This window comes from Streptomyces sp. NPDC097107 (assembly GCF_044762405.1).
In the GTDB taxonomy this organism is placed as follows: domain Bacteria; phylum Actinomycetota; class Actinomycetes; order Streptomycetales; family Streptomycetaceae; genus Streptomyces; species Streptomyces thinghirensis.
Genome location: NZ_JBIWEF010000002.1, coordinates 42,750 through 63,288, shown reverse-complemented (window position 1 = coordinate 63,288; position 20,539 = coordinate 42,750). Strand labels below are relative to the sequence as shown.

At 71.1% G+C, this 20,539-nt stretch carries 19 protein-coding genes, 3 tRNA genes and 1 pseudogene; 12 read left to right on the top strand and 11 right to left on the bottom strand.

Translation table 11 applies throughout. The features are described 5' to 3' along the window. Window positions 1-46 precede the first annotated feature (46 nt). Together ACIQ1J_RS03970 and ACIQ1J_RS03965 are read left to right on the top strand one after the other, a co-directional pair. A complete protein-coding gene (locus ACIQ1J_RS03970) occupies window positions 47-1,555 on the top strand; it encodes a N,N-dimethylformamidase beta subunit family domain-containing protein (protein WP_403553917.1) in 1,509 nt (502 codons plus the stop codon). Window positions 1,556-1,641: 86 nt separating this feature from the next. Continuing rightward, window positions 1,642-2,550: a phosphoribosylaminoimidazolesuccinocarboxamide synthase gene (locus tag ACIQ1J_RS03965; protein WP_403553915.1), complete on the top strand. Its 909-nt coding sequence runs from the start codon at window positions 1,642-1,644 to the stop codon at window positions 2,548-2,550. A gap of 83 nt (window positions 2,551-2,633) precedes the next feature. Here ACIQ1J_RS03965 and ACIQ1J_RS03960 read toward each other — a convergent pair. The 8 genes from ACIQ1J_RS03960 to ACIQ1J_RS03925 form a co-directional block, all read right to left on the bottom strand. After that, window positions 2,634-2,706 (bottom strand) — tRNA-Gly (locus ACIQ1J_RS03960). A gap of 48 nt (window positions 2,707-2,754) precedes the next feature. Next, window positions 2,755-3,369 (bottom strand): response regulator transcription factor, encoded by a 615-nt coding sequence (locus tag ACIQ1J_RS03955; protein WP_210962151.1) that lies wholly within the window; start codon window positions 3,367-3,369, stop codon window positions 2,755-2,757. Next, window positions 3,366-4,604 (bottom strand): sensor histidine kinase, encoded by a 1,239-nt coding sequence (locus ACIQ1J_RS03950; protein WP_403553913.1) that lies wholly within the window; start codon window positions 4,602-4,604, stop codon window positions 3,366-3,368. The genes ACIQ1J_RS03955 and ACIQ1J_RS03950 overlap by 4 nt, the downstream gene beginning before the upstream one ends. 30 nt (window positions 4,605-4,634) lie before the next feature. After that, the gene (locus ACIQ1J_RS03945; RefSeq protein WP_403553911.1) at window positions 4,635-5,450 is read right to left on the bottom strand and encodes an ABC transporter permease; all 816 of its coding nucleotides are present in this window, start codon (window positions 5,448-5,450) and stop codon (window positions 4,635-4,637) included. Then, complete coding sequence (locus ACIQ1J_RS03940) at window positions 5,447-6,418, bottom strand: ABC transporter ATP-binding protein (protein ID WP_403553909.1); 972 nt, start codon at window positions 6,416-6,418, stop codon at window positions 5,447-5,449. Before ACIQ1J_RS03940 ends, ACIQ1J_RS03945 begins: the two co-directional genes overlap by 4 nt. Window positions 6,419-6,561: 143 nt before the next feature. Then, a tRNA-Gly gene (locus ACIQ1J_RS03935) sits at window positions 6,562-6,634 on the bottom strand. Between the two features lie 80 nt (window positions 6,635-6,714). Continuing rightward, window positions 6,715-6,786, bottom strand: a tRNA-Gly gene (locus tag ACIQ1J_RS03930). 260 nt (window positions 6,787-7,046) lie between these two features. Further along, window positions 7,047-7,364 carry an Lsr2 family protein gene (locus tag ACIQ1J_RS03925; RefSeq protein WP_121747880.1) on the bottom strand — a complete coding sequence of 106 codons (318 nt, stop codon included), beginning with the start codon at window positions 7,362-7,364 and terminating at the stop codon, window positions 7,047-7,049. A gap of 340 nt (window positions 7,365-7,704) precedes the next feature. On the opposite strand from ACIQ1J_RS03925, the gene purS reads away from it, so the two are divergent. Genes purS through purL form a run of 3 tightly spaced genes read left to right on the top strand, consistent with a single transcriptional unit; the run spans window position 7,705 to window position 10,909 of the window. Next, entirely contained in the window at window positions 7,705-7,977 is a 273-nt protein-coding gene (gene purS / locus ACIQ1J_RS03920; protein ID WP_403553906.1) for a phosphoribosylformylglycinamidine synthase subunit PurS, read from the top strand. Further along, complete coding sequence (gene purQ / locus ACIQ1J_RS03915) at window positions 7,974-8,654, top strand: phosphoribosylformylglycinamidine synthase subunit PurQ (protein ID WP_403553904.1); 681 nt, start codon at window positions 7,974-7,976, stop codon at window positions 8,652-8,654. The genes purS and purQ overlap by 4 nt, the downstream gene beginning before the upstream one ends. Continuing rightward, window positions 8,651-10,909 (top strand): phosphoribosylformylglycinamidine synthase subunit PurL, encoded by a 2,259-nt coding sequence (purL, locus tag ACIQ1J_RS03910; RefSeq protein ID WP_210962146.1) that lies wholly within the window; start codon window positions 8,651-8,653, stop codon window positions 10,907-10,909. Before purQ ends, purL begins: the two co-directional genes overlap by 4 nt. A 55-nt stretch (window positions 10,910-10,964) precedes the next feature. Here purL and ACIQ1J_RS03905 read toward each other — a convergent pair. Next, window positions 10,965-11,536, bottom strand: a pseudogene (locus ACIQ1J_RS03905) (Uma2 family endonuclease). A 152-nt stretch (window positions 11,537-11,688) separates the two neighbouring features. Between ACIQ1J_RS03905 and ACIQ1J_RS03900 the strand changes: the two are divergent. The 6 genes from ACIQ1J_RS03900 to purM all read left to right on the top strand — a co-directional run bounded on the left by ACIQ1J_RS03900 (window position 11,689) and on the right by purM (window position 17,659). After that, window positions 11,689-12,192 (top strand): ArsR/SmtB family transcription factor, encoded by a 504-nt coding sequence (locus ACIQ1J_RS03900; protein ID WP_403553901.1) that lies wholly within the window; start codon window positions 11,689-11,691, stop codon window positions 12,190-12,192. A 36-nt stretch (window positions 12,193-12,228) separates the two neighbouring features. Further along, window positions 12,229-13,077 carry a M23 family metallopeptidase gene (locus ACIQ1J_RS03895; protein ID WP_403553899.1) on the top strand — a complete coding sequence of 283 codons (849 nt, stop codon included), beginning with the start codon at window positions 12,229-12,231 and terminating at the stop codon, window positions 13,075-13,077. A gap of 169 nt (window positions 13,078-13,246) precedes the next feature. Further along, complete coding sequence (locus tag ACIQ1J_RS03890) at window positions 13,247-14,044, top strand: sterol carrier family protein (protein ID WP_403553897.1); 798 nt, start codon at window positions 13,247-13,249, stop codon at window positions 14,042-14,044. 66 nt (window positions 14,045-14,110) lie between these two features. Continuing rightward, window positions 14,111-14,947, top strand: a complete 837-nt coding sequence (locus tag ACIQ1J_RS03885) for an META domain-containing protein (RefSeq protein WP_403553895.1) — start codon at window positions 14,111-14,113, stop codon at window positions 14,945-14,947. 62 nt (window positions 14,948-15,009) lie between these two features. Continuing rightward, window positions 15,010-16,536, top strand: a complete 1,527-nt coding sequence (gene purF, locus ACIQ1J_RS03880; RefSeq protein ID WP_210962140.1) for an amidophosphoribosyltransferase — start codon at window positions 15,010-15,012, stop codon at window positions 16,534-16,536. A gap of 55 nt (window positions 16,537-16,591) precedes the next feature. Beyond that, window positions 16,592-17,659 (top strand): phosphoribosylformylglycinamidine cyclo-ligase, encoded by a 1,068-nt coding sequence (purM, locus tag ACIQ1J_RS03875; protein WP_210962139.1) that lies wholly within the window; start codon window positions 16,592-16,594, stop codon window positions 17,657-17,659. Between the two features lie 69 nt (window positions 17,660-17,728). Here purM and ACIQ1J_RS03870 read toward each other — a convergent pair whose 3' ends face one another. Then, complete coding sequence (locus ACIQ1J_RS03870; protein ID WP_121747871.1) at window positions 17,729-17,983, bottom strand: DUF3073 domain-containing protein; 255 nt, start codon at window positions 17,981-17,983, stop codon at window positions 17,729-17,731. Between the two features lie 332 nt (window positions 17,984-18,315). After that, the gene (locus ACIQ1J_RS03865) at window positions 18,316-19,410 is read right to left on the bottom strand and encodes a Leu/Phe/Val dehydrogenase (protein ID WP_403553892.1); all 1,095 of its coding nucleotides are present in this window, start codon (window positions 19,408-19,410) and stop codon (window positions 18,316-18,318) included. A 219-nt stretch (window positions 19,411-19,629) separates the two neighbouring features. Between ACIQ1J_RS03865 and ACIQ1J_RS03860 the strand changes: the two genes are divergently transcribed. Beyond that, complete coding sequence (locus tag ACIQ1J_RS03860) at window positions 19,630-20,481, top strand: hypothetical protein (protein WP_403553890.1); 852 nt, start codon at window positions 19,630-19,632, stop codon at window positions 20,479-20,481. Window positions 20,482-20,539: the final 58 nt, after the last annotated feature.

The window sequence follows — 20,539 nt, the reverse complement described above, 5'->3', positions numbered from 1 at the left end:
TTCGTCATACGCACGACCACGGGGGCACGAGGGAGGGGACTGTCCCATGGGGCCCGAGCAGATCCGCCGCTGGGAGTCGGGAGCACTCGCGCATGCCGTGACGGATCCCTTCGGACAGGGGCCCGTCCCCTGGTTACGCGGGGGCGAGACGTACTTCGGCGACACCGGCCAGGTCGTCGCCTGGTACGCGGACCAGGACGCCGTACCGGATCCGGACCCGGACGGCAGGACCGGCACGAAGACCCAAGGGTGGCGCACCGACGGCGGCGGCCCGCGCGGCGCCGACGACGTCCGCCGCCAGATCAAGGGCTTCACGGCCACCGGAGCCGCCGCCCCCGGCGAGGCCATCGACTTCCACATCACCGTCGACCCGCCCCAGGAATTCAGCGTCGACGTCTACCGGATCGGCCACTACGGCGGTGACGGCGCCGCCAAGATCACCACCAGCCCCCGCCTGTCCGGCATCGTCCAGCCCCCGCCGCTCACCGCCGACCGCACGGTCTCCTGCCACCACTGGTGGCTGTCCTGGCGGCTCCAGATCCCGTCGTACTGGAACATCGGCGCGTACGTGGCCGTCCTGACCACCGCCGACGGCTACCGCTCCCACGTGCCCTTCACGGTCCGCGACAGCCACCCGGCCGACCTGCTCCTCCTCCTGCCGGACATCACCTGGCAGGCCTACAACCTCTACCCGGAGGACGGCCGCACCGGCGCCAGCCTCTACCACGCCTGGGACGACGACGGCCGGCTCCTCGGCGAGGCGGACGCCGCGACGACCGTCTCCTTCGACCGCCCGTACGCGGGTGCCGGCCTGCCCCTGCATGTCGGCCACGCCTACGACTTCATCCGCTTCGCCGAGCGCTACGGCTACGACCTCGCCTACGCCGACGCGCGCGACCTGCACTCCGGCCGCGTCGACCCGACCCGCTACCGGGGCCTGGTCTTCCCCGGGCACGACGAGTACTGGTCCGCCGCCATGCGCCGCACCACGGAACTCGCCCGCGAGCACGGCACGTCCCTGGTCTTCCTCTCCGCCAACACCATGTACTGGCAGGTGGAGCTGGCCGCCTCCCCGTCCGGCACCCCCGACCGCCTGCTGACCTGCCGCAAGCGCCGGGGCCCGGGCCGGCCGGTGCTGTGGCGGGAGGTCGACCGCGCCGAACAGCAACTGCTCGGCATCCAGTACGCCGGCCGCGTCCCCGAACCGCATCCGCTGATCGTCCGCAACGCCGGGCACTGGCTCTGGGAGGCCACCGGAGCGCACGAGGGCGACGAGATCGAGGACCTGGTCGCGGGCGAGGCCGACCGCTACTTCCCGCGCACCGCGCTCCCCCGGCACGACGAACGGGTCCTGCTCGCGCACAGCCCGTACACCGACGTCGAAGGGGCCCGGCGCCACCAGGAGACGTCGCTGTACCGGGCGCCGTCGGGCGCCTGGGTCTTCGCGTCCGGGACGTTCGCCTGGTCGCCGGCGCTGGACCGCCCCGGCCACGTCGACCCCCGCGTCCAGCGGGCCACCGCCAACCTCCTGGACCGCATCTGCAAACGGGACTGACCCGTACCCGGACCGACCCGCCGTCCCCGATCACCCGGCCGTACGGGAGAATCGGAACCACTTGGACAGAACCACGGGGAGGAACCGTGTCCGGATTCGTCGAAAAGCCCGAGCCGATCAGGGTTCCGGGTCTGGTGCATCTGCACACCGGCAAGGTGCGCGAGCTGTACCAGAACGAGGCGGGCGACCTCGTGATGGTCGCCAGCGACCGCATCTCCGCCTACGACTGGGTGCTGCCGACCGAGATCCCCGACAAGGGCCGGGTCCTCACCCAGCTATCCCTGTGGTGGTTCGACCAGCTCGTCGACCTGGTCCCGAACCACGTCCTGAGCACCGAGCTGCCCCCCGGCGCCCCCGCCGACTGGGAGGGCCGCACGCTGGTCTGCAAGTCCCTGCGGATGGTCCCCGTGGAGTGCGTGGCCCGCGGCTACCTCACCGGCTCGGGGCTGGCCGAGTACAACGAGACCCGCACCGTCTGCGGCCTCGCGCTCCCCGAGGGCCTCGTCGACGGCTCGGAGCTGCCCGCCCCGATCTTCACGCCGGCCACCAAGGCCGAGGTCGGCGAGCACGACGAGAACGTCTCCTACGAGGAGGTCGCCCGCCAGGCCGGCGCGGACACCGCGGCCGCCCTGCGCCAGGCCACCCTCGCCGTCTACTCCCGCGCCCGGGACATCGCCCGCGACCGCGGCGTCATCCTGGCGGACACCAAGTTCGAGTTCGGCTTCGCGGGCGAGAGCGGCGACGACCTCGTCCTCGGCGACGAGGTCCTCACTCCGGACTCCTCCCGCTTCTGGCCGGCGGACCAGTGGCAGCCGGGCCGCGCGCAGCCGTCGTACGACAAGCAGTTCGTCCGGGACTGGCTGACCTCGGCGGAGTCCGGCTGGGACCGGAAGAGCGAGCAGCCCCCGCCGCCGCTGCCGCGGCGGGTCGTGGACGCGACCCGCGCCAAGTACGTGGAGGCGTACGAGCGCCTGACCGGCCTGACCTGGTCGTAGCCGCCGTGCCGCCGTGCCGTCGTGGCCGCGGCACTGCGGGCACGAGAAAGCCCCCGGCCGGAACCGGGGGCTTCCTCACACTGAGCGAACGACGAGGTTCGAACTCGCGACCTCAACCTTGGCAAGGTTGCGCTCTACCAACTGAGCTACGTTCGCACTGCGCCGTGTACGGAATCCGTGGACTTCGCCGTGGCGCGACAGCCACTATACCCAACCCCGCTCCCGCGCGAGCCGCACCGCCGCGTGCCGGTTCTCGGCGCCGAGCTTGCTCGCGGCCGACGACAGATAGTTCCGTACGGTCCCCTCCGCGAGTGCGGCACGCTCGGCGATCTCCGCGACGGGCGCCCCGTCGGCGGCGTGCTCCAGCACCTCGGCCTCGCGCGCGGTCAGCGGAGAGTCCCCGGCGGAGATCGCGTCGGCGGCCAACTCCGGGTCGACGTAGCGGTTTCCGGCGTGCACCGCGCGGATCAGCTCGGCGAGCCGCTGGGCGCTGACCGTCTTGGGGACGAACCCGCGCACCCCCGCCGCGAGCGCCCGCTTCAGATGGCCGGGCCGCCCGTGACCGGTCACGATCAGCACCCGGCAGGCGGGCAGCTCGGCCCGCAGGGATGTGGCGACCTTCACACCGTCCGCGCCGGGCATCTGGAGATCCAGTACGGCGACGTCGGGCGCGTGCGCCCGTGCCATCGCCAGTGCCTCCGGGCCGGTGGCCGCCTCGGCGACCACGACGAGGTCGTCCTCCAGGGACAGCAGGGCCGCCAGCGCCCCGCGGATGAGGTGCTCGTCGTCGGCGAGCAGCACCCGTACGGGAGTCGTCACGACGCGGCCTCCAGCACCGCGGAACCGGCCGCCGGCAGCGGCACCTGGGCCGTGAGCCGGAACACGCCCTTGCCGGCCCGACCGGCGTCCAGCGTGCCGTCCACGGCGGACAGCCGCTCCCGCAGCCCCGCGAGCCCGGACCCGCCCGAGGGCTCTTCCTCGGCCGTCTCCGCCACCCCGTCGTTCTCCACCGTCAGCACTACCCGCCCCTCCGAAATCCGCACCGTCACGGCGCACTTCTCCGCGTTGCCGTGCCGCAGCACGTTCGTCGTCGCCTCCCGCACCACCCAGCCGAGCGCCGACTGGACCTCGGCGGGCAGTCCGGCCGTCTCGCCGGTGACCTCCGAGACGATGCCGGCCGCCGAGAGCACGCCCCTGGCGCCGGCCAGTTCGACCTCCAGGGCGGTCTCCCGGTAGCCGCGCACGACGTCCCGGACCTCCCGCTGCGACTCCTGGGCGATGCGCTGGACCTCGATCATCTGCTCCACCGCCTCGGGCCTGCCGCGCCGGGACAGCTGGACGGCCAGTTCGCTCTTGAGCGCGATCACCGCCAGGTTCCGGCCCATCACGTCGTGCAGGTCCCGGCCGAACCGCAGCCGCTCCTCGGCGACGGCGAGCCGGGTCCGGGTCTCCCGCGCCTGGTCCAGTTCGTAGACGGCGTTGAGCAGCCATACGGAGAAGACACAGGCGAAGGCGACGAAACCGCCGCCCACCAGCACGACGCCCGCGGTGAAGAGGGCGGCGGGGGCCGGCACGTCCAGCAGGAGCGAGAGCGCTGCGGCGCCGGCCGAGAAGCCGAGGACGAGCGCGATCGCGTGCCGCCGGCTGCGCAGGCCGAGCGCGATGATGCCGGACCCGATGGTCACGACACCCCCGAAGGCCGTGCCCGCCGCCGCGGCGCCGTCCCCACCGTACGACCCGCCCTCGGCGGCGCCGAGTGCGGCGCACGCGATCACCGCGGTGAGGACGGCGAGCGTCCACAGCAGCCGTACGGGCTTCGCCCGCAGGCCGAGTTCCCAGTCCAGCGTCCGGGACGCGACCAGCATGAGGACGGTGGCGTGCACGCCGACCACCAGGAAGAGCGCGGTCGCGAGCCGGGCGTCGACCCGTCCGAAGGCCGACAGTCCCATGGCGACGATCTCCATGACCCCGAAGAAGTGGAACGACCACCGCGTGTACGTCTCCACCTTCTCCGGCGTGCTCTTCCGCCGCCACCATCCGCCCGGCCTGCGCATCCGACCCACTGCTCCCACTCGCCCCGTACCTCAGTGCCGCGGCTCCCAGCGGAACCACCGCCGTACAGCAAACACCGCGGCCACGGTCCAGGCCACCGCCGTCACCACGGCGCCCAGCGCCTCGTAGGCCGACAGGTCGCCGGTCCAGCCACCGCGCACCAGGGTGATGACGGGGGTCAGCGGCAGCAGTTCGCAGAAGGAGGCCAGCCGGTCGGGGAGCACCTCCAGCGGGACGAACATGCCGGAGCCGAGCATCGAGACGAACATGAACGGCAGCGGTGTGACCTGCGCGCTCTCACCGGTCCGGGTGAAGCTCGCGGTGACGGCCGCGAGCGCGGCGCACATCACCAGGCCGAGCAGCAGGCCGACGACGGCCAGATGCGGCGCGGGCGGCGCGGACAGGTCGAGCAGCACGAAGCAGCCCGCCGCAAGGAGGAGGCTCTGCACGAGGCCGCTGAGGACGGCCGGCATCGCGGACCCGCTCAGGATCTCGGCGTCCCGCAGCTCGCCGGTGCGCAGCCGCTTGAGGACGAGTTCCTCGCGCCGGACGACGAAGACGCCGACGAGGGCCGAGTAGACGGCGAACAGCAGGGAGAAGCCGATCGCGGCGGGCAGGACGAGCGTGCCGGTGGTCAGTCCGGCCTCGGCGAGGTCCATCTCCTTGGACGCCGACCAGACGCTGAGCGGCAGCACCAGCGGCACGAACAGCGCGGCGAAGAGGGTGCCCTTGTTCCGTCCGAGCAGGGTCATCTCGACGCGGGCGAGGGCGGTCATGCGCCCCATCGGTGTGGTGACCGTGGCGTTCGTGGCGCGCGCCGCGGAGTGCCTGGTGGTCGTGGCGCTCATGCCGCGTACTCCTTCGTCGCCGTGCCCTCGGCCGTCCCCGCGGACGCCTCCCTCGCGATCCCCAGGAAGGCTTCCTCCAGGGACGCCGACCGCACGTCCAGGCGGCGCAGTTCCACTCCGGCCTGTCCGGCCCACACCAGCAGTCCGGTGGCGGCGCGCTGGAGTTCATGGGTGCGCAGCCTGACCATCCGGCCGTCGACCTCGTGTCCGCCGACGCCCAGTTCGTCGAGCGGCGGCAGGTCGCCCACGAAGTAGCCCGTGGGCAGTTCGAAGGAGATCCGGGACGGCTGCGCGGCGGTCACCTCGGCCGGCGTTCCGGTGGCGGCGATCCGGCCCTCGTGCATGATCGCGAGCCGGTCGGCGAGGTTCTCGGCCTCCTCCAGGTAGTGCGTGGTCAGCAGCACCGTCGTACCACCGTCGCGCAGCGCGCTCACCAACTCCCAGGTGTCCCGGCGGCCTTCGGCGTCCAGTCCGGTGCTGGGCTCGTCGAGGAAGAGCACCTCGGGGTCGCCGAGCAGCGCGAGCGCCAGGTCCAGGCGGCGCCGCTGGCCCCCGGACAGCTGCTTCACGCGGGTGTCGGCCTTGTTCTCCAGGCCGACCATCGCCAGCACCTCCGCCGGCGGGCGGGCCCCGCTCACACAGCCCGCCCACATCCGCGCGGTCTCCGCGACGGTCAGTTCGGACGGGAAGCCGCCCTCCTGGAGCATCACCCCGGTGCGGGGGCGTATGGCGGCCCGCTCGGTGTACGGGTCGTGACCGAGGACCCGCACCCGCCCGCCGGCCGGAGCGGCGAGGCCCTCCAGCAGTTCCACCGTCGATGTCTTGCCGGCGCCGTTGGTGCCGAGGAGGGCGAAGACCTCGCCGCGGCGCACGGAGAAGTCGATTCCGCGCACGGCCTCGAACCCGCCCCCGTACACACGTCGCAGGTCGGTGACCTCAATCACGTGTTCGTGTCCGTTTGATTGCATGCTTCAAGCATTACGGCCATCCGGGCCGGGGGACAGTGCGAGCCGTCATCACCGGGCATGACAAATGTCAGAGGGAACGGCCGATCACCGCGCCGGAGGCACGAAAAGACCCCGGTCCACGGAGGACCGGGGTCTGATACCCGAGCGGACGACGAGGCTCGAACTCGCGACCTCAACCTTGGCAAGGTTGCGCTCTACCAACTGAGCTACGTCCGCATTGCCCCCGACCGGCCTTCACCGATCGGTGCGAGCACCAGCCTACCTGATCAAATAGAATGATCGGTACGGCGGTGCAGAGCGGGTGACAGGAATTGCACACTGCGCCTTCCCCCTGGAAGGGGGATGTTCTACTACTGAACTACACCCGCGTGTTCCGTGAGCTGGGCCTTTCGGCCTCGCCCCTCGGCGTGCTCCAGACTTTAGCTGATCACCCGGGGTGCTGCGCAAGTCGGTTGCCGCGAGGGGCGGCTGAGCGGCCGTCGGCCGCTCCCGCCAGGCGCGGCCCGCACGTACGGCTCACCCAGCAGGGAGCATCGCGTACGGCCCGCGATACAGGGAGCATCGCGTACGGCCCGCGACGCAGGGAGCATCGCGCACGGCCCGCGACGCAGGACCCGCCGCGTACGGCTCACCGTGCCGCGGCGAACGCCTCGTACACCTTCTTCGGGATCCGGCCCCGCGCGGGCACGTCCATCTTGTTCGCCTGCGCCCAGGCCCGGACCGCCGCCGGGTCGGGGGCGACCTCCGTCTGCCGGTACGCCTTGCCGGACCGGGACCGCTTGCGGCCGGCCGACACGAACGGCTCGAGAGCCTTGCGCAGCTTTCGGGCATTGGCTTCGTTCAGGTCGATCTCGTACATCCGGCCGTCGACACCGAAGGCGATCGTCTCCGCCGCTTCCGAGCCGTCGATGTCGTCAAAGAGAGTGACCACGACACGCTGCGCCACGAATATCGGTCCCTTCGTGCGGCATCTCCGCGATGACGTGCCAGGACATCGCGATGATGCCGACTGTTCGCCTGTAATTGGGCAAAGTATCGGCTAATGACATTTCATTTGTACAGTGCCCGGCATTGCAATGGGAAGCCCGACTAAATCTCTCCGCGTGTCCGTCGCGCAATAGGCGTCCATGCCAGATCCGGGATCTTTCCCGAAGCTTTTCGTGAGTACCTCCTCCCGATGCCGAATCGTGACAGGGCTCACGTGGTTTCCTCCAAGGCTACGCGCGTAGAAATTTTGTACGGGTAGTCTGAAGGAACCTGCTCAGCACCACACACCGGGAGTGCCAGTGGCACGCGTCGTAGTCGACGTCATGCTCAAGCCGGAGATCCTCGACCCCCAGGGCCAGGCGGTGCAGCGCGCACTGCCGCGGCTGGGTTTCGAGGGGATCTCGGACGTACGTCAGGGAAAGCGATTCGAACTGGAAGTGGACGGGCCGGTCGACGACGCCGCCCTCGCCCGCATCCGTGATCTCGCGGAATCCTTCCTCGCCAACACCGTGATCGAGGACTTCACCGTCAAGGTCGAGTCCGACGACGTAGTCGCGGGGGCAGTGAAGTGACCGCTCGTATTGGCGTCGTCACTTTCCCCGGCAGTCTCGACGACCGGGACACGCAGCGCGCGATCCGCGTCGCCGGCGCCGAACCGGTGGCCCTCTGGCACAAGGACAAGGACCTCAAGCAGGTCGACGCCGTGGTGCTCTGCGGTGGTTTCTCTTACGGCGACTATCTGCGCGCCGGCGCCATCGCGCGCTTCTCGCCGGTGATGGACACGGTCATCGACCAGGCCAGGGCCGGCCTCCCGGTGCTCGGCATCTGCAACGGCTTCCAGATCCTCACCGAGGCGCACCTGCTGCCCGGCGGCATGCTGGGCAACGACCACCTGCACTTCATCTGCCGCGACCAGAAGCTGCGGGTGGAGAACGCGGACACGTCCTGGACCAGCGACTACGCCGCCGGCCAGGAGATCCGCATCCCGCTGAAGAACATGGACGGCCGCTACGTCGCCGACCGGCGGACGCTGGACGTGCTGGAGGCCGAGGGCCGGGTCGCCTTCCGGTACCTGGACATGAACCCGAACGGCTCGCTCAACGACATCGCCGGCATCACCAACGCCGCCGGGAACGTCGTCGGCCTCATGCCGCACCCCGAGCACGCCGTCGAGCCGCTGATCGGCACCGGCCGCACCGACGGCCTCCCGTTCTTCACCTCGATCCTCAAGAAGCTGGTCAACGCATGAGCCGGACGCCTCTGGACACGGTCGAGCACGCGACCGCGACCCCCGACGTCGAGCTGCCCTGGGCCGAGCTGGGCCTGAAGAAGGACGAGTACGAGCGGGTGGTGGAGATCCTCGGCCGCCGCCCCACCGGCGCGGAACTCGCCATGTACTCCGTCATGTGGTCCGAGCACTGCTCGTACAAGAGCAGCAAGGTCCACCTGCGCCAGTTCGGCGAGAAGGCCCCCGAGTCCGACGCGATGCTCGTCGGCATCGGCGAGAACGCCGGTGTCGTCGACGTCGGCCAGGGCTACGCGGTCACCTTCAAGGTCGAGTCGCACAACCACCCGTCGTACGTCGAGCCCTACCAGGGCGCGGCCACGGGCGTCGGCGGCATCGTCCGCGACATCATCGCGATGGGCGCCCGCCCGGTCGCCGTCGTGGACCCCCTCCGTTTCGGCGCCGCCGACCACCCCGACACCAAGCGCGTCCTGCCCGGCGTCGTCGCCGGCATCGGCGGCTACGGCAACTGCCTGGGCCTGCCCAACATCGGCGGCGAGGTCGTCTTCGACGCCTGCTACCAGGGCAACCCGCTGGTCAACGCCGGTGCCATCGGCGTCATGCGGCACGAGGACATCCACCTCGCGAAGGCGTCCGGCGCGGGCAACAAGGTCATCCTGTACGGCGCCCGCACCGGCGGCGACGGCATCGGCGGCGCCTCGATCCTGGCCTCCGAGACCTTCGACGACGCCAAGCCCTCCAAGCGCCCCGCCGTCCAGGTCGGAGACCCCTTCCAGGAGAAGCTCCTCATCGAGTGCACCCTGGAGGCGTTCAAGGAGAAGCTCGTCGTCGGCATCCAGGACCTCGGCGCGGCGGGCCTGTCCTGCGCCACGTCCGAGCTGGCGTCGAACGGCTCCGGCGGCATGCGCGTCACCCTGGACGACGTCCCCCTGCGCGACTCGACCCTCTCGCCCGAGGAAATCCTCATGAGCGAGTCGCAGGAGCGCATGTGCGCGGTCGTGGAGCCGGAGAAGGTCGACCGCTTCCTGGAGATCTGCGACAAGTGGGACGTCATCGCCACCGTCATCGGTGAGGTCACCGACGGCGACCGCCTGGAGATCTACTGGCACGGCGGCAAGATCGTCGACGTCGACCCGCGCACGGTCGCCCACGACGGCCCGGTCTACGAGCGCCCCTACGCCCGCCCCGACTGGCAGGACGCCCTCCAGGCCGACGACGCGAACAAGCTGCCCCGGCCGGAGACGAGCGAGCAGCTCAAGGACCAGGTCCTGAAGCTGGTCGGCTCACCCAACCAGGCGTCCAAGCAGTGGATCACCCAGCAGTACGACCACTTCGTGCAGGGCAACACCGTTCTCGCCCAGCCCGAGGACTCCGGCATGATCCGGGTGGACGAGGAGTCCGGCCTCGGCGTCGCCATCGCGACCGACGGCAACGGCCGGTACGCCAAGCTCGACCCGTACACGGGCGCCCAGCTGGCCCTCGCGGAGGCCTACCGCAACGTGGCGACGACCGGCGCCAAGCCGCTCGCCGTCTCCGACTGCCTGAACTTCGGCTCGCCCGAGGACCCGGCGGTCATGTGGCAGTTCGCGGAGGCCGTGCGCGGTCTGGCGGACGGCTGCCTTCAGCTGGGCACCCCGGTGACCGGCGGCAACGTCTCGCTCTACAACCAGACGGGCGAGGCGGCCATCCACCCCACCCCCGTGGTGGCCGTGCTGGGCGTCATCGACGACGTGGCCCGCCGCACGCCGGTCGCCTTCCAGGAGGAGGGCCAGCTGCTCTACCTCCTCGGTGACACCCGTGAGGAGTTCGGCGGCTCGGCCTGGTCCCAGGTCGTCCACGACCACCTCGGCGGCCTGCCCCCGAAGGTCGACCTGGAGCGCGAGCGCCTGCTCGGCGAGATCCTGATCTCCGCCTCCCGCGACGGCATGATCGACTCCGCGCACGACCTGTCCGACGGCGGTCTGGTCCAGGCGGTCGTCGAGTCGGCGCTGCTCGGGCGGAAGGGCGCGCGTCTGGTCGTACCGGACGGGCTCGACGCCTTCACGTTCCTGTTCTCGGAGTCGGCGGGCCGCGCGGTCGTCGCCGTCCCGCGCTCGGAGGAACTGCGCTTCAACGACATGTGCGGTGCGCGCGGCCTGCCGGCGACCCGCATCGGTGTCGTGGACGGCGACGCGGTCGAGGTCCAGGGCGAGTTCACCCTCCCCCTGACCGACCTGCGCGAGGCCCACGAGGGCACGATCCCGGCGCTGCTCGCGTAGAGGGCCTGCGCAGTCGAGGTCCCGTCCGGTTGTTCCGGGACGGGACCTCGTCGTTTCAACGTACGTAGCTCTTGAGGATCTCCAGTCGAGTTCGATGCCGACCGGGTCGGGGACCAACGTCTCGCCGAACTTCGTGACGCGGGCGTCCCGGTAGCCGCCGACTTGCCGGTCGGGGCTGCTGCGCACCGTGACCGTGCGCGAGTCCCTGTCGATCAAGAGGTAGAGAGGGATCCCCGACTCCCCGTACGCGGCCGGCTTCTCCAAGCGGAGCCGCCGGTCCGTGTCCGCGTCGTACGAGGTGGCCTCGACGACCATGAGCACTCCGTCCGGTTCGGCCCATGCCCCGTGCCCCGCGAAGTGGGCCGCAGGCGCGAGGACGGCGTCCGGCCGGGCCCTGCTCTGCCGGTACGCGTCGACCCGCAGGCCTTGTGCCGGGCACAGATCCAGGTCGGGCCGGGCCCGCACACAGCGTTTGACCAACCAGGACACGATGGTGCCGTGATCCCCGTCCGTCGCCTTCCTGACTCCGATCCGTCCGTCGATGAACTCCAACATGACGGTCTCAGGAGCGGCGGACGCGATCGTTTCGAACTCCTCCACCAACATCTGAGACGTGTGCTCGGCCATCACCGTCGTCCGCCCCCTTCCAGGTGCAGGCGAGTGTCGCCAAGGCGGGGCGCTCGGGTCAGGGCTTACCCGGCCGGACACACGCACGGGTGACTGCCTCATGACCGCATATCCTCTTGCGCAGGATTACGTATGTACGTAATCTCGTAGAAGTGGAGCAACTGGAACACCGCGTAGCCGACCTCGAACGGCGCCTCGCCGCCCTGGAAGCCGCCGACCGGCCCGCACCCCGGCTCTCGGAGGGCGACTTCTGGGCCCTTGAGGGGCTGAAGGGGCAGCTCGCCGAGATGCGGGCCGCCGACGGCGGCGTCCTGTTCACCGGCGCGGTCCGCCTGCCGACCGGTGAACGGTACGAATGGCAGCACGGCGCCTTGGCCGAGGGCCTGCTGGACGTCGACTGGGCCGAGACCGCCGAGGCGTTCGCGGCACTCGGGCATCCCGTCCGGCTGCGGCTGCTGCGCGAGATCCTCGGCGGCCGGCGCACCGCCGCGGAGCTGGCCGAGCTGGACGAGGTGGGCACGACCGGCCAGATCTACCACCACCTCCGCCAGCTCACCGGCGCCGGCTGGCTGCACACCACCGGCCGGGGCCGCCACGAGGTGCCGCCGGGGCGGGTCGTACCGCTGCTGGTGGCGCTGTCGGCGGCCCGCGGCTGACCGGGAACGACGCGACCGCCGATCGAAGGGGGACCCATGTCCGCACGCAAGCCAGCCATGATCACCTTCCGGGCGCTGCAACTGGGCTTCGTCGCCCTGGTGAGCGCCCACATCATCTTCGGCTTCGGGTATCCGTGGTGGTGGAACTTCCTGCCCCTCGCCCTCGCCTACGTCCTCATCACCGTGGTCAACCGGTGGGGCGGCGGCGCCCCGGACGCCCCGCGCGTCGTCCGTGAAACCGTCGAGGTCGACCCGCCCGTCACCGGCCGCTGGTCCGCGCTGAACAGCCCCGCCGACCGCACCCCCAGCCACGGCACCCACGCCTACGGCCAGACCTTCGCCGTGGACCTCGTCGCCGAGCCGGAGCCAGGCGCCCGCCCCGGCTTCCGCGCCCTGTGGCCGGTCGCCCGCCGCAGCCGTGACTTCCCGGCGTTCGGAGCGCCGCTGCTCGCGGTCGCCGACGGCACGGTCGTCCGGACCGACGGCACCCAGCGCGACCACCTGAGCCGCAACTCGCTGCCCGCGCTGCTGTACCTGATGCTCGTGGAGGGCTCGGTCCGCGAGATGGGCGGCGTCCGCCGGATCGTCGGCAACCATCTGGTGCTGGATCTCGGCGACGGCACGTACGCCCTGTACGCCCATGTGCGGCGCGGTTCCTTCGCCGTCCGCGAGGGCGACCGGGTGCGCGCCGGGCAGATGCTCGCCCGGTGCGGCAACTCCGGCAACTCCTCCGAGCCGCACGTCCACTTCCAGCTGATGGACGGCCCCGACCCGGACACCGCCCGGGGCGTCCCCTTCACCTGGCGCGGGGTCGGCGTCCCGCGAGGCGGCGAGGTCTTCGACGTGCCCGAACCGGCGGACCACGCCTCCCACCACGGCTGTTAGGGGATGTCGTTCGGATCCTGCCGAGGTCGCGGGGGCGGTGGAGCCGCCGGGCGCCGCGGAACGGGGGAACGGGGCAACGGGGAACGGGGGAGCAATGCGGGTGCCGGACGGTGTGCGCAAGTATCTCCGAGAGCTCCACCTTCAGCGCCGACTGGCTAGGCTCGCCGACATGCCGCCAGCCAGGAAACGCGCCCGCGCCTACGACCCCGCCCGGACCCGCACCGCCGTGCTGGCCCAGTTCGGAAACGTGCGGGCGGCCGTCCGCACCCTCACCCCCGGGCAGCTCGACCTGCCGACCCGGCTCGGCGACTGGACCGTACGGGAACTGGTCGCGCACATCGGGACGGCGTTGGCGGTGGTGGACCGGCTGCTCGGCGAGCCGGAGCCGACGCGGCAGGACGGGCACCTGCTCGACTGGCCGTCCGCGATCGCCGCCGACGCGGACGCCATCGCCGGCACCGCCCGGCGCCTCGCGGCCGCGCACCCCGACCCCGACGCCCACCTCGCCGAGGCCGAGCGGCGCTTCACCGACCGCCTCGACGCCCACCCCGGCAGCCGGCTGCTGCCCACCAGTGCGGGCGGGCTGCCGCTGGCCGACTACGCCGTCACCCGCACCGTCGAGCTGGTCGTCCACACCGACGACCTGAACGCCGCCGTGCCCGGCCTCGACGTGCCGTACGACCGGCAGGCCCTGGCCGCCGCGACCCGGCTGCTGGCCGACGCGCTCGCCGCCAGGGCACCCGGCGGCTCGACGGAGGTGCGGATCCCGCCGTACGCCGTCGTGCAGTGCGTCGAGGGTCCCCGGCACACCCGCGGCACCCCGCCCAACGTCGTCGAGACCGACCCGCTGACCTGGGTGCGGCTGGCCACCGGGCGGCTGGCCTGGGAGGACGCCGTGGCCGGGGCCAAGGTGAGCGCGAGCGGGGAGCGGGCCGACCTCGGGGGACTGCTGCCGCTGCTCAGGTGACGCAGGGGACGACGAAGGCGAACAGAAAGAGGGGAACCAGTTCCTCCGCACCGCCGTCGAATGGGCATGTACAGGCAGAAGCAGCAGCAGCGCAGTATGACCCTGACCGTGGCGGCAGCCGTCGCGCTCGTGCCGCTCGCGGCGGCCTGCGGCAGTGAGAAGGCCGGCGGCGGCAGCGGCTCCGTCGGCGCGGGCAAGCCCCTCACCGGCGTCCAGTGGAGCATCGACAGCGTCACCGTGGACGGCACCACCCACCGGGCACCGGACGCGGCGCGGGTCCGGATCGACGACAGCGGCGAGGCGGCGGGCAGCACCGGCTGCAACACCTTCAGCGCCCGCGCCGACATCGACGGTGAGCGCGTCCGGCTCAGCGACGCCATGTTCACCGAGAAGGCCTGCGAGAAGACGCCCATCGACTTCGAGAAGTCCCTCGGCCGCACCCTCACCACCGGCCCACTCACCACGAGGACCGAGGGCGAGCGGCTGACCCTCACCACCTCCGACGGTGACACCGTCCGGCTCAGCAAGCAGCCGGACGCGCCCCTCCACGGCACGAGGTGGACCGTCACGACCCCGGTCCAGAAGGATGCGGACCAGGAGGAAACGGGCCAGAAGGATGCCGACCGCAAGGGCAGTGCGCGCCTCACCTTCGACCGCGACGCGAAGACCGTCTCCGGCCGCCTCCCCTGCAACCGCGTCAACGCCGAGGCCACCGTCAGCGACGGGCGTATCACCCTCGGCGCCCCGTCCACCACCCGAATGGTGTGCGAAGGCTCACTCATGGACGCCGAGAAGCGGATACTGAGCCTTTTCGACGGACGGGTCGACTATCGGATCGATCAAGAAACCCTGACGCTGACCAGCGAAGACGGCGCCACCGTCCGAGCAGTCGCCGAGCGGTGACCCACACGTGAGCCCATGTCACCAATTCGGACCAGTGGTCGATCTCGCCTACACTCGAAGACGTGCCACGTGGTGACGGTCGACTCAATCACGATCTGCTTCCCGGCGAGAAGGGCCCCCAGGACGCTTGCGGCGTCTTCGGTGTCTGGGCCCCGGGTGAAGAGGTCGCAAAGCTCACGTACTTCGGGCTGTACGCCCTCCAGCATCGGGGCCAGGAATCCGCGGGAATCGCGGTCAGCAACGGCTCCCAGATCCTCGTCTTCAAGGACATGGGCCTGGTTTCCCAGGTCTTCGACGAGACCTCTCTCGGTTCGCTCCAGGGTCACATCGCGGTCGGTCACGCCCGCTACTCGACCACCGGCGCCTCCGTGTGGGAGAACGCCCAGCCGACGTTCCGTGCCACCGCGCAGGGCTCCATCGCGCTCGGGCACAACGGCAACCTCGTCAACACCGCCCAGCTCGCCGAGCTGGTCGCCGACCTGCCCAAGCAGGACGGCCGCTCGACGCGGGTCGCGGCGACCAACGACACCGACCTGGTCACCGCCCTGCTCGCGGGCCAGGTGGACGACGACGGCAAGCCGCTGACCATCGAGGAGGCGGCCGGCAAGGTGCTGCCCGAGGTGCGTGGCGCCTTCAGCCTCGTCTTCATGGACGAGCACACCCTCTACGCCGCCCGCGACCCGCAGGGCATCCGCCCGCTGGTCCTCGGCCGCCTGGAGCGCGGCTGGGTGGTCGCCTCCGAGTCCGCCGCCCTCGACATCTGCGGCGCCTCCTACGTCCGCGAGATCGAGCCGGGCGAGTTCGTCGCCATCGACGAGAACGGCCTGCGCACTTCCCGATTCGCGGAAGCGAAGCCCAAGGGCTGTGTCTTCGAGTACGTGTACCTGGCCCGCCCGGACACGGACATCGCCGGCCGCAACGTCTACCTCTCGCGTGTCGAGATGGGCCGCAGGCTGGCGAAGGAGGCCCCCGCCGACGCCGACCTGGTCATAGCGACCCCGGAGTCCGGCACGCCCGCCGCCATCGGCTACGCCGAGGCCTCCGGCATCCCGTTCGGCGCCGGTCTGGTGAAGAACGCCTACGTCGGCCGCACCTTCATCCAGCCCTCGCAGACCATCCGGCAGCTCGGCATCCGCCTGAAGCTGAACCCCTTGAAGGAAGTCATCAAGGGCAAGCGGCTGGTCGTCGTCGACGACTCCATCGTCCGCGGCAACACCCAGCGGGCCCTGGTCCGCATGCTCCGCGAGGCCGGCGCCGCCGAGATCCACATCCGGATCTCCTCCCCGCCGGTGAAGTGGCCCTGCTTCTTCGGCATCGACTTCGCCACCCGCGCCGAGCTCATCGCCAACGGCATGAGCGTCGAGGAGATCGGCACCTCCATGGGCGCCGACTCCCTGGCGTACATCTCCATCGACGGCATGATCGAGGCGACCACCATCGCCAAGCCGAACCTGTGCCGCGCCTGCTTCGACGGCGAGTACCCGATGGAGCTCCCCGACCCCGAGCTGCTCGGCAAGCAGCTCCTGGAGACCGAGCTGGCCGCCGGGCCCGCCGGTACGGCCGCCACCGACGCCATCCGTCGCCCGTAGCCGTCCGCCTCCCTGGCCTGCCTTCCTGCCGTACGACACAAAGGTTCTCATCGTCATGCCTGACACAACTGGTGCCAGTTACGCAGCCGCCGGCGTCGACATCGAGGCGGGCGACCGCGCCGTCGAGCTGATGAAGGAGTGGGTGAAGAAGACCCGGCGCCCCGAGGTCCTCGGCGGCCTCGGCGGCTTCGCCGGTCTCTTCGACGCCTCCGCACTCAAGCGCTACGAGCGCCCCCTGCTCGCCTCCGCCACGGACGGCGTCGGCACCAAGGTCGACATCGCCCGCCAGCTGGGCGTCTACGACACCATCGGCCACGACCTGGTCGCCATGGTCATGGACGACATCGTGGTGTGCGGCGCCGAGCCGCTCTTCATGACCGACTACATCTGCGTCGGCAAGGTCCACCCCGAGCGTGTCGCCGCGATCGTCAAGGGCATCGCCGAGGGCTGTGTGCTCGCCGGATGCGCCCTGGTGGGCGGCGAGACGGCCGAGCACCCGGGTCTGCTGGGCGAGGACGACTTCGACGTCGCGGGTGCCGGCACGGGAGTCGTGGAGGCCGACCGGCTGCTCGGCGCGGATCGCATCCGTAAGGGTGACGCGGTGGTTGCCATGGCGTCCTCCGGGCTTCACTCGAACGGGTACTCACTCGTCCGCCACGTCCTGCTGAACGAGGGCGGCCTGTCCCTGGACGCGCACCTCGACGGCCTCGGCCGCACCCTCGGCGAGGAACTGCTGGAGCCCACCAAGATCTACTCCCTGGACTGCCTGGCCCTCATGCGCACCACCGAGGTCCACGCCTTCAGCCACGTCACCGGTGGCGGTCTCGCCGCCAACCTGGCCCGCGTGGTCCCCGACGGCCTGCACGCCGTCGTCGACCGCTCCACCTGGGCCCCGGGCGCGATCTTCGACCTCGTCGGCACGACGGGCCGGGTGGAGCGCCTGGAGCTGGAGAAGACCCTCAACATGGGCGTGGGCATGATCGCCATCGTCCCCGAGGAGTCGACGGACGTGGCACTGGCGACCCTGGCCGACCGCGGCGTGGACGCCTGGGTGGCCGGCGAGATCACCGACCGCGACGACCACGAGACGGGCGCGGCGCTGGTGGGCGACTACGCCGTCTGAGACGCCGCGGGTAGCACAGAACCCGGTCGGTGACAGAAGTCACCGACCGGGAAGGTGTTCAGTGCAAGGTCAAGCGCCGCGTCGCTGTTGAGACGGGGACTGGCCGTCCTCGTCCTCGTCGTCGTCCTCATAGAGGTCGGCGTACTTCGCGTACACGTCATCGTCTTGCTCATCGTCCTCGAATTGCCCGCCGTTAGGCGGTTGCGGATTCGACGGCGATGCGCCCAGCTCCTCGGCCAGGCGGGAGAGATCAGTCCCACCGCTGTTGTACTTCAGCTGGCGGGCGACCTTCGTCTGCTTGGCCTTGGCCCGGCCGCGCCCCATGGCTCGACCCCCTCAACGACGGGGCTCGACGGCCCCAGAGTCTTGACACGCGTTCATGGTCCGGCACGGGCTCTCCGTGGAGAGACCGGTCCGTAGGGCTTCCACGGTACCTGAGCCCACGCCCATACGGTACGTCGCCCGCAGCACGTGGCCATGCCCAGGACCTTCGAGGCGCCCTGTCCTCGCTGGTCAACGGCGATTTTAACCACCTTTCGACGGTCGACCCGCCGGGATGAGTGAGAGTTCTCTCCAACTGCCCCCCGACGGGTACCGGTCAAACCTGCGAAGACCCCGTCCGACCAGCGCACGATCACCGCGGGCCGACCGCGCGATCACCGCCGGACACGTGCCTCCGCCATCCGCTGCTCGGCGATCCGGTCGGCCGCCGCGGCCGGCGGAATACCGTCGTCCTTCGCACGTGCGAATATTGCCAGCGTGGTGTCGTAGATCCGCGCCGCCTTCGCCTTGCACCGGTCGAAGTCGAAGCCGTGCAGCTCGTCGGCGACCTGGATGACGCCGCCGGCGTTCACCACGTAGTCCGGCGCGTAGAGGATCCCGCGGTCGGCGAGGTCCTTCTCCACGCCCGGGTGCGCGAGCTGGTTGTTGGCCGCGCCGCACACCACCTTGGCGGTCAGCGCCGGCACGGTGCCGTCGTTCAGCGCGCCGCCCAGCGCGCAGGGGGCGTAGATGTCCAGTCCGTCGACGCGGATCAGTTCCTCGGTGTCCCGGACGGCCGGCACGTCACGGTGCCGCTCGGTGACGCGCCGTACGGCGTCCTCGCGCACGTCCGTCACGAAGACCTCGGCGCCCTCCGCCACGAGGTGGTCGACCAGGTGGTGACCGACCTTGCCGATGCCCGCGATGCCGATGCGCCTGGCGCGCAGCGTCGGGTCGCCCCACAGGTGCTGGGCGGAGGCGCGCATGCCCTGGTAGACGCCGAAGGCGGTGAGCACGGAGGAGTCGCCCGCGCCGCCGTTCTCGGGGGAGCGGCCGGTCGTCCAGCGGCACTCGCGTGCCACGACGTCCATGTCGGCGACGTACGTACCGACGTCGCACGCGGTGACGTACCGGCCGCCGAGCGAGGCGACGCACCGGCCGTAGGCGAGGAGCAGTTCCTCGGACTTGATCTGCGCCGGGTCGCCGATGATCACGGCCTTGCCGCCGCCGTGCTCCAGGCCGGCCATGGCGTTCTTGTACGACATCCCGCGCGCGAGGTTCAGCGCGTCGGCGACGGCGTCCGCCTCGCTCGCGTACGGGTAGAAGCGCGTACCGCCGAGCGCGGGGCCCAGGGCGGTGGAGTGGATGGCGATGACGGCCTTGAGGCCGCTGGCACGGTCCTGGCAGAGCACGACTTGCTCATGACCCCCCTGCTCCGAATGGAACAGGGTGTGCAGTACATCAGCAGGTGCGCCGGTTACGTCGGTCACGGTGGTGACTCCTGTGTAGGTGCGGCGGGTGGAGACGGTCCCCGTGCGGGTGGCGGGGACTTTGGCATGAGATTAGAGCCTGCCGGCGCCCGCCCGCCGCACAGTGCTCAGGATCACCTCCGCACGGAGTACGGGCGTGCGACGATTCGCAGAGATTCCCGCGCGTTTGTGATCGGTTCCCGCAGGTTTTCGCGGCGGTGCGCGGGGGAGGGAGCAGGCGTGCCCAAGGTGTCCTCGGTGATCGTCCCCTACGCGGCGTATCTGCGCGTGTACGAGCCGCTGGCCGCCTTCCCGGAGGAGGAACGCGGCCACTGGTCCCGTTACGCCCGCCGCACCGACCTGCCCTCCTACCAGGACGAGCTGCGCCGCTCCCTGGCCGACCTGCTGCCCACCCCGCCCGTGGCCGTGCCGGTGCACGAGAGCGCGGACGCCTTTGTGGCCGAGGTCGACGGCGTGGTCTGCGTCTGCCCCTGGCGGACCCGGCTGCGCGGCTGGCAGGCCCTGGGGGAGCTGGCCGAGGACTTCCCGGAACCGGTGCTGGACGCCCTGCTCCCGCCGGTCGTACGCCGCGAGAGCGCCCAGGACTACGAGCGCTGGCTGGAGCGCAACCCGGACGCCCGCCCCTGGATCCGCACCGCGACCTGGCAGGTGCCGATCAACTGGTTCGTGCTGGTCTCCGACGCGGAGCGCGAGTACGACAAGGGCGGCGACGGCGAAGGGGCGGCGGCACCGGTGCTGCGCTACCGGACGCCGATGGTGCAGGCCCGCCGACGGGTGGCCCGGGGCCTGCGGGCCCTGAAGGAGGCCATGGACGAGGGGCCGCTCATCGACGGCCTGGTGGACGTGGGGCGCTGGCTGGAGGAGTTCCATCCGCGGTCACTGGTCGAGCTGGACTACGGCGGGCTCGTGCACGCCCTGCCGGCCGGTGAGTTGGAGGACGACCACTCCGCGGCGGACGTGGCCGAGGGCATCGAGGCGCTGCGTCACGGCGACGGGGCCACGGCGGGGGCCGCGTACGGGCGGCTGGTGGAGCGCTGGCGGGCGGTCCGGGACCGGCGGTCGGCGAACTGACGTTTGACGTACCGCCCGATGTGGGGTTTCGTCTTCCGATCCGACACTTGCCCGGTGT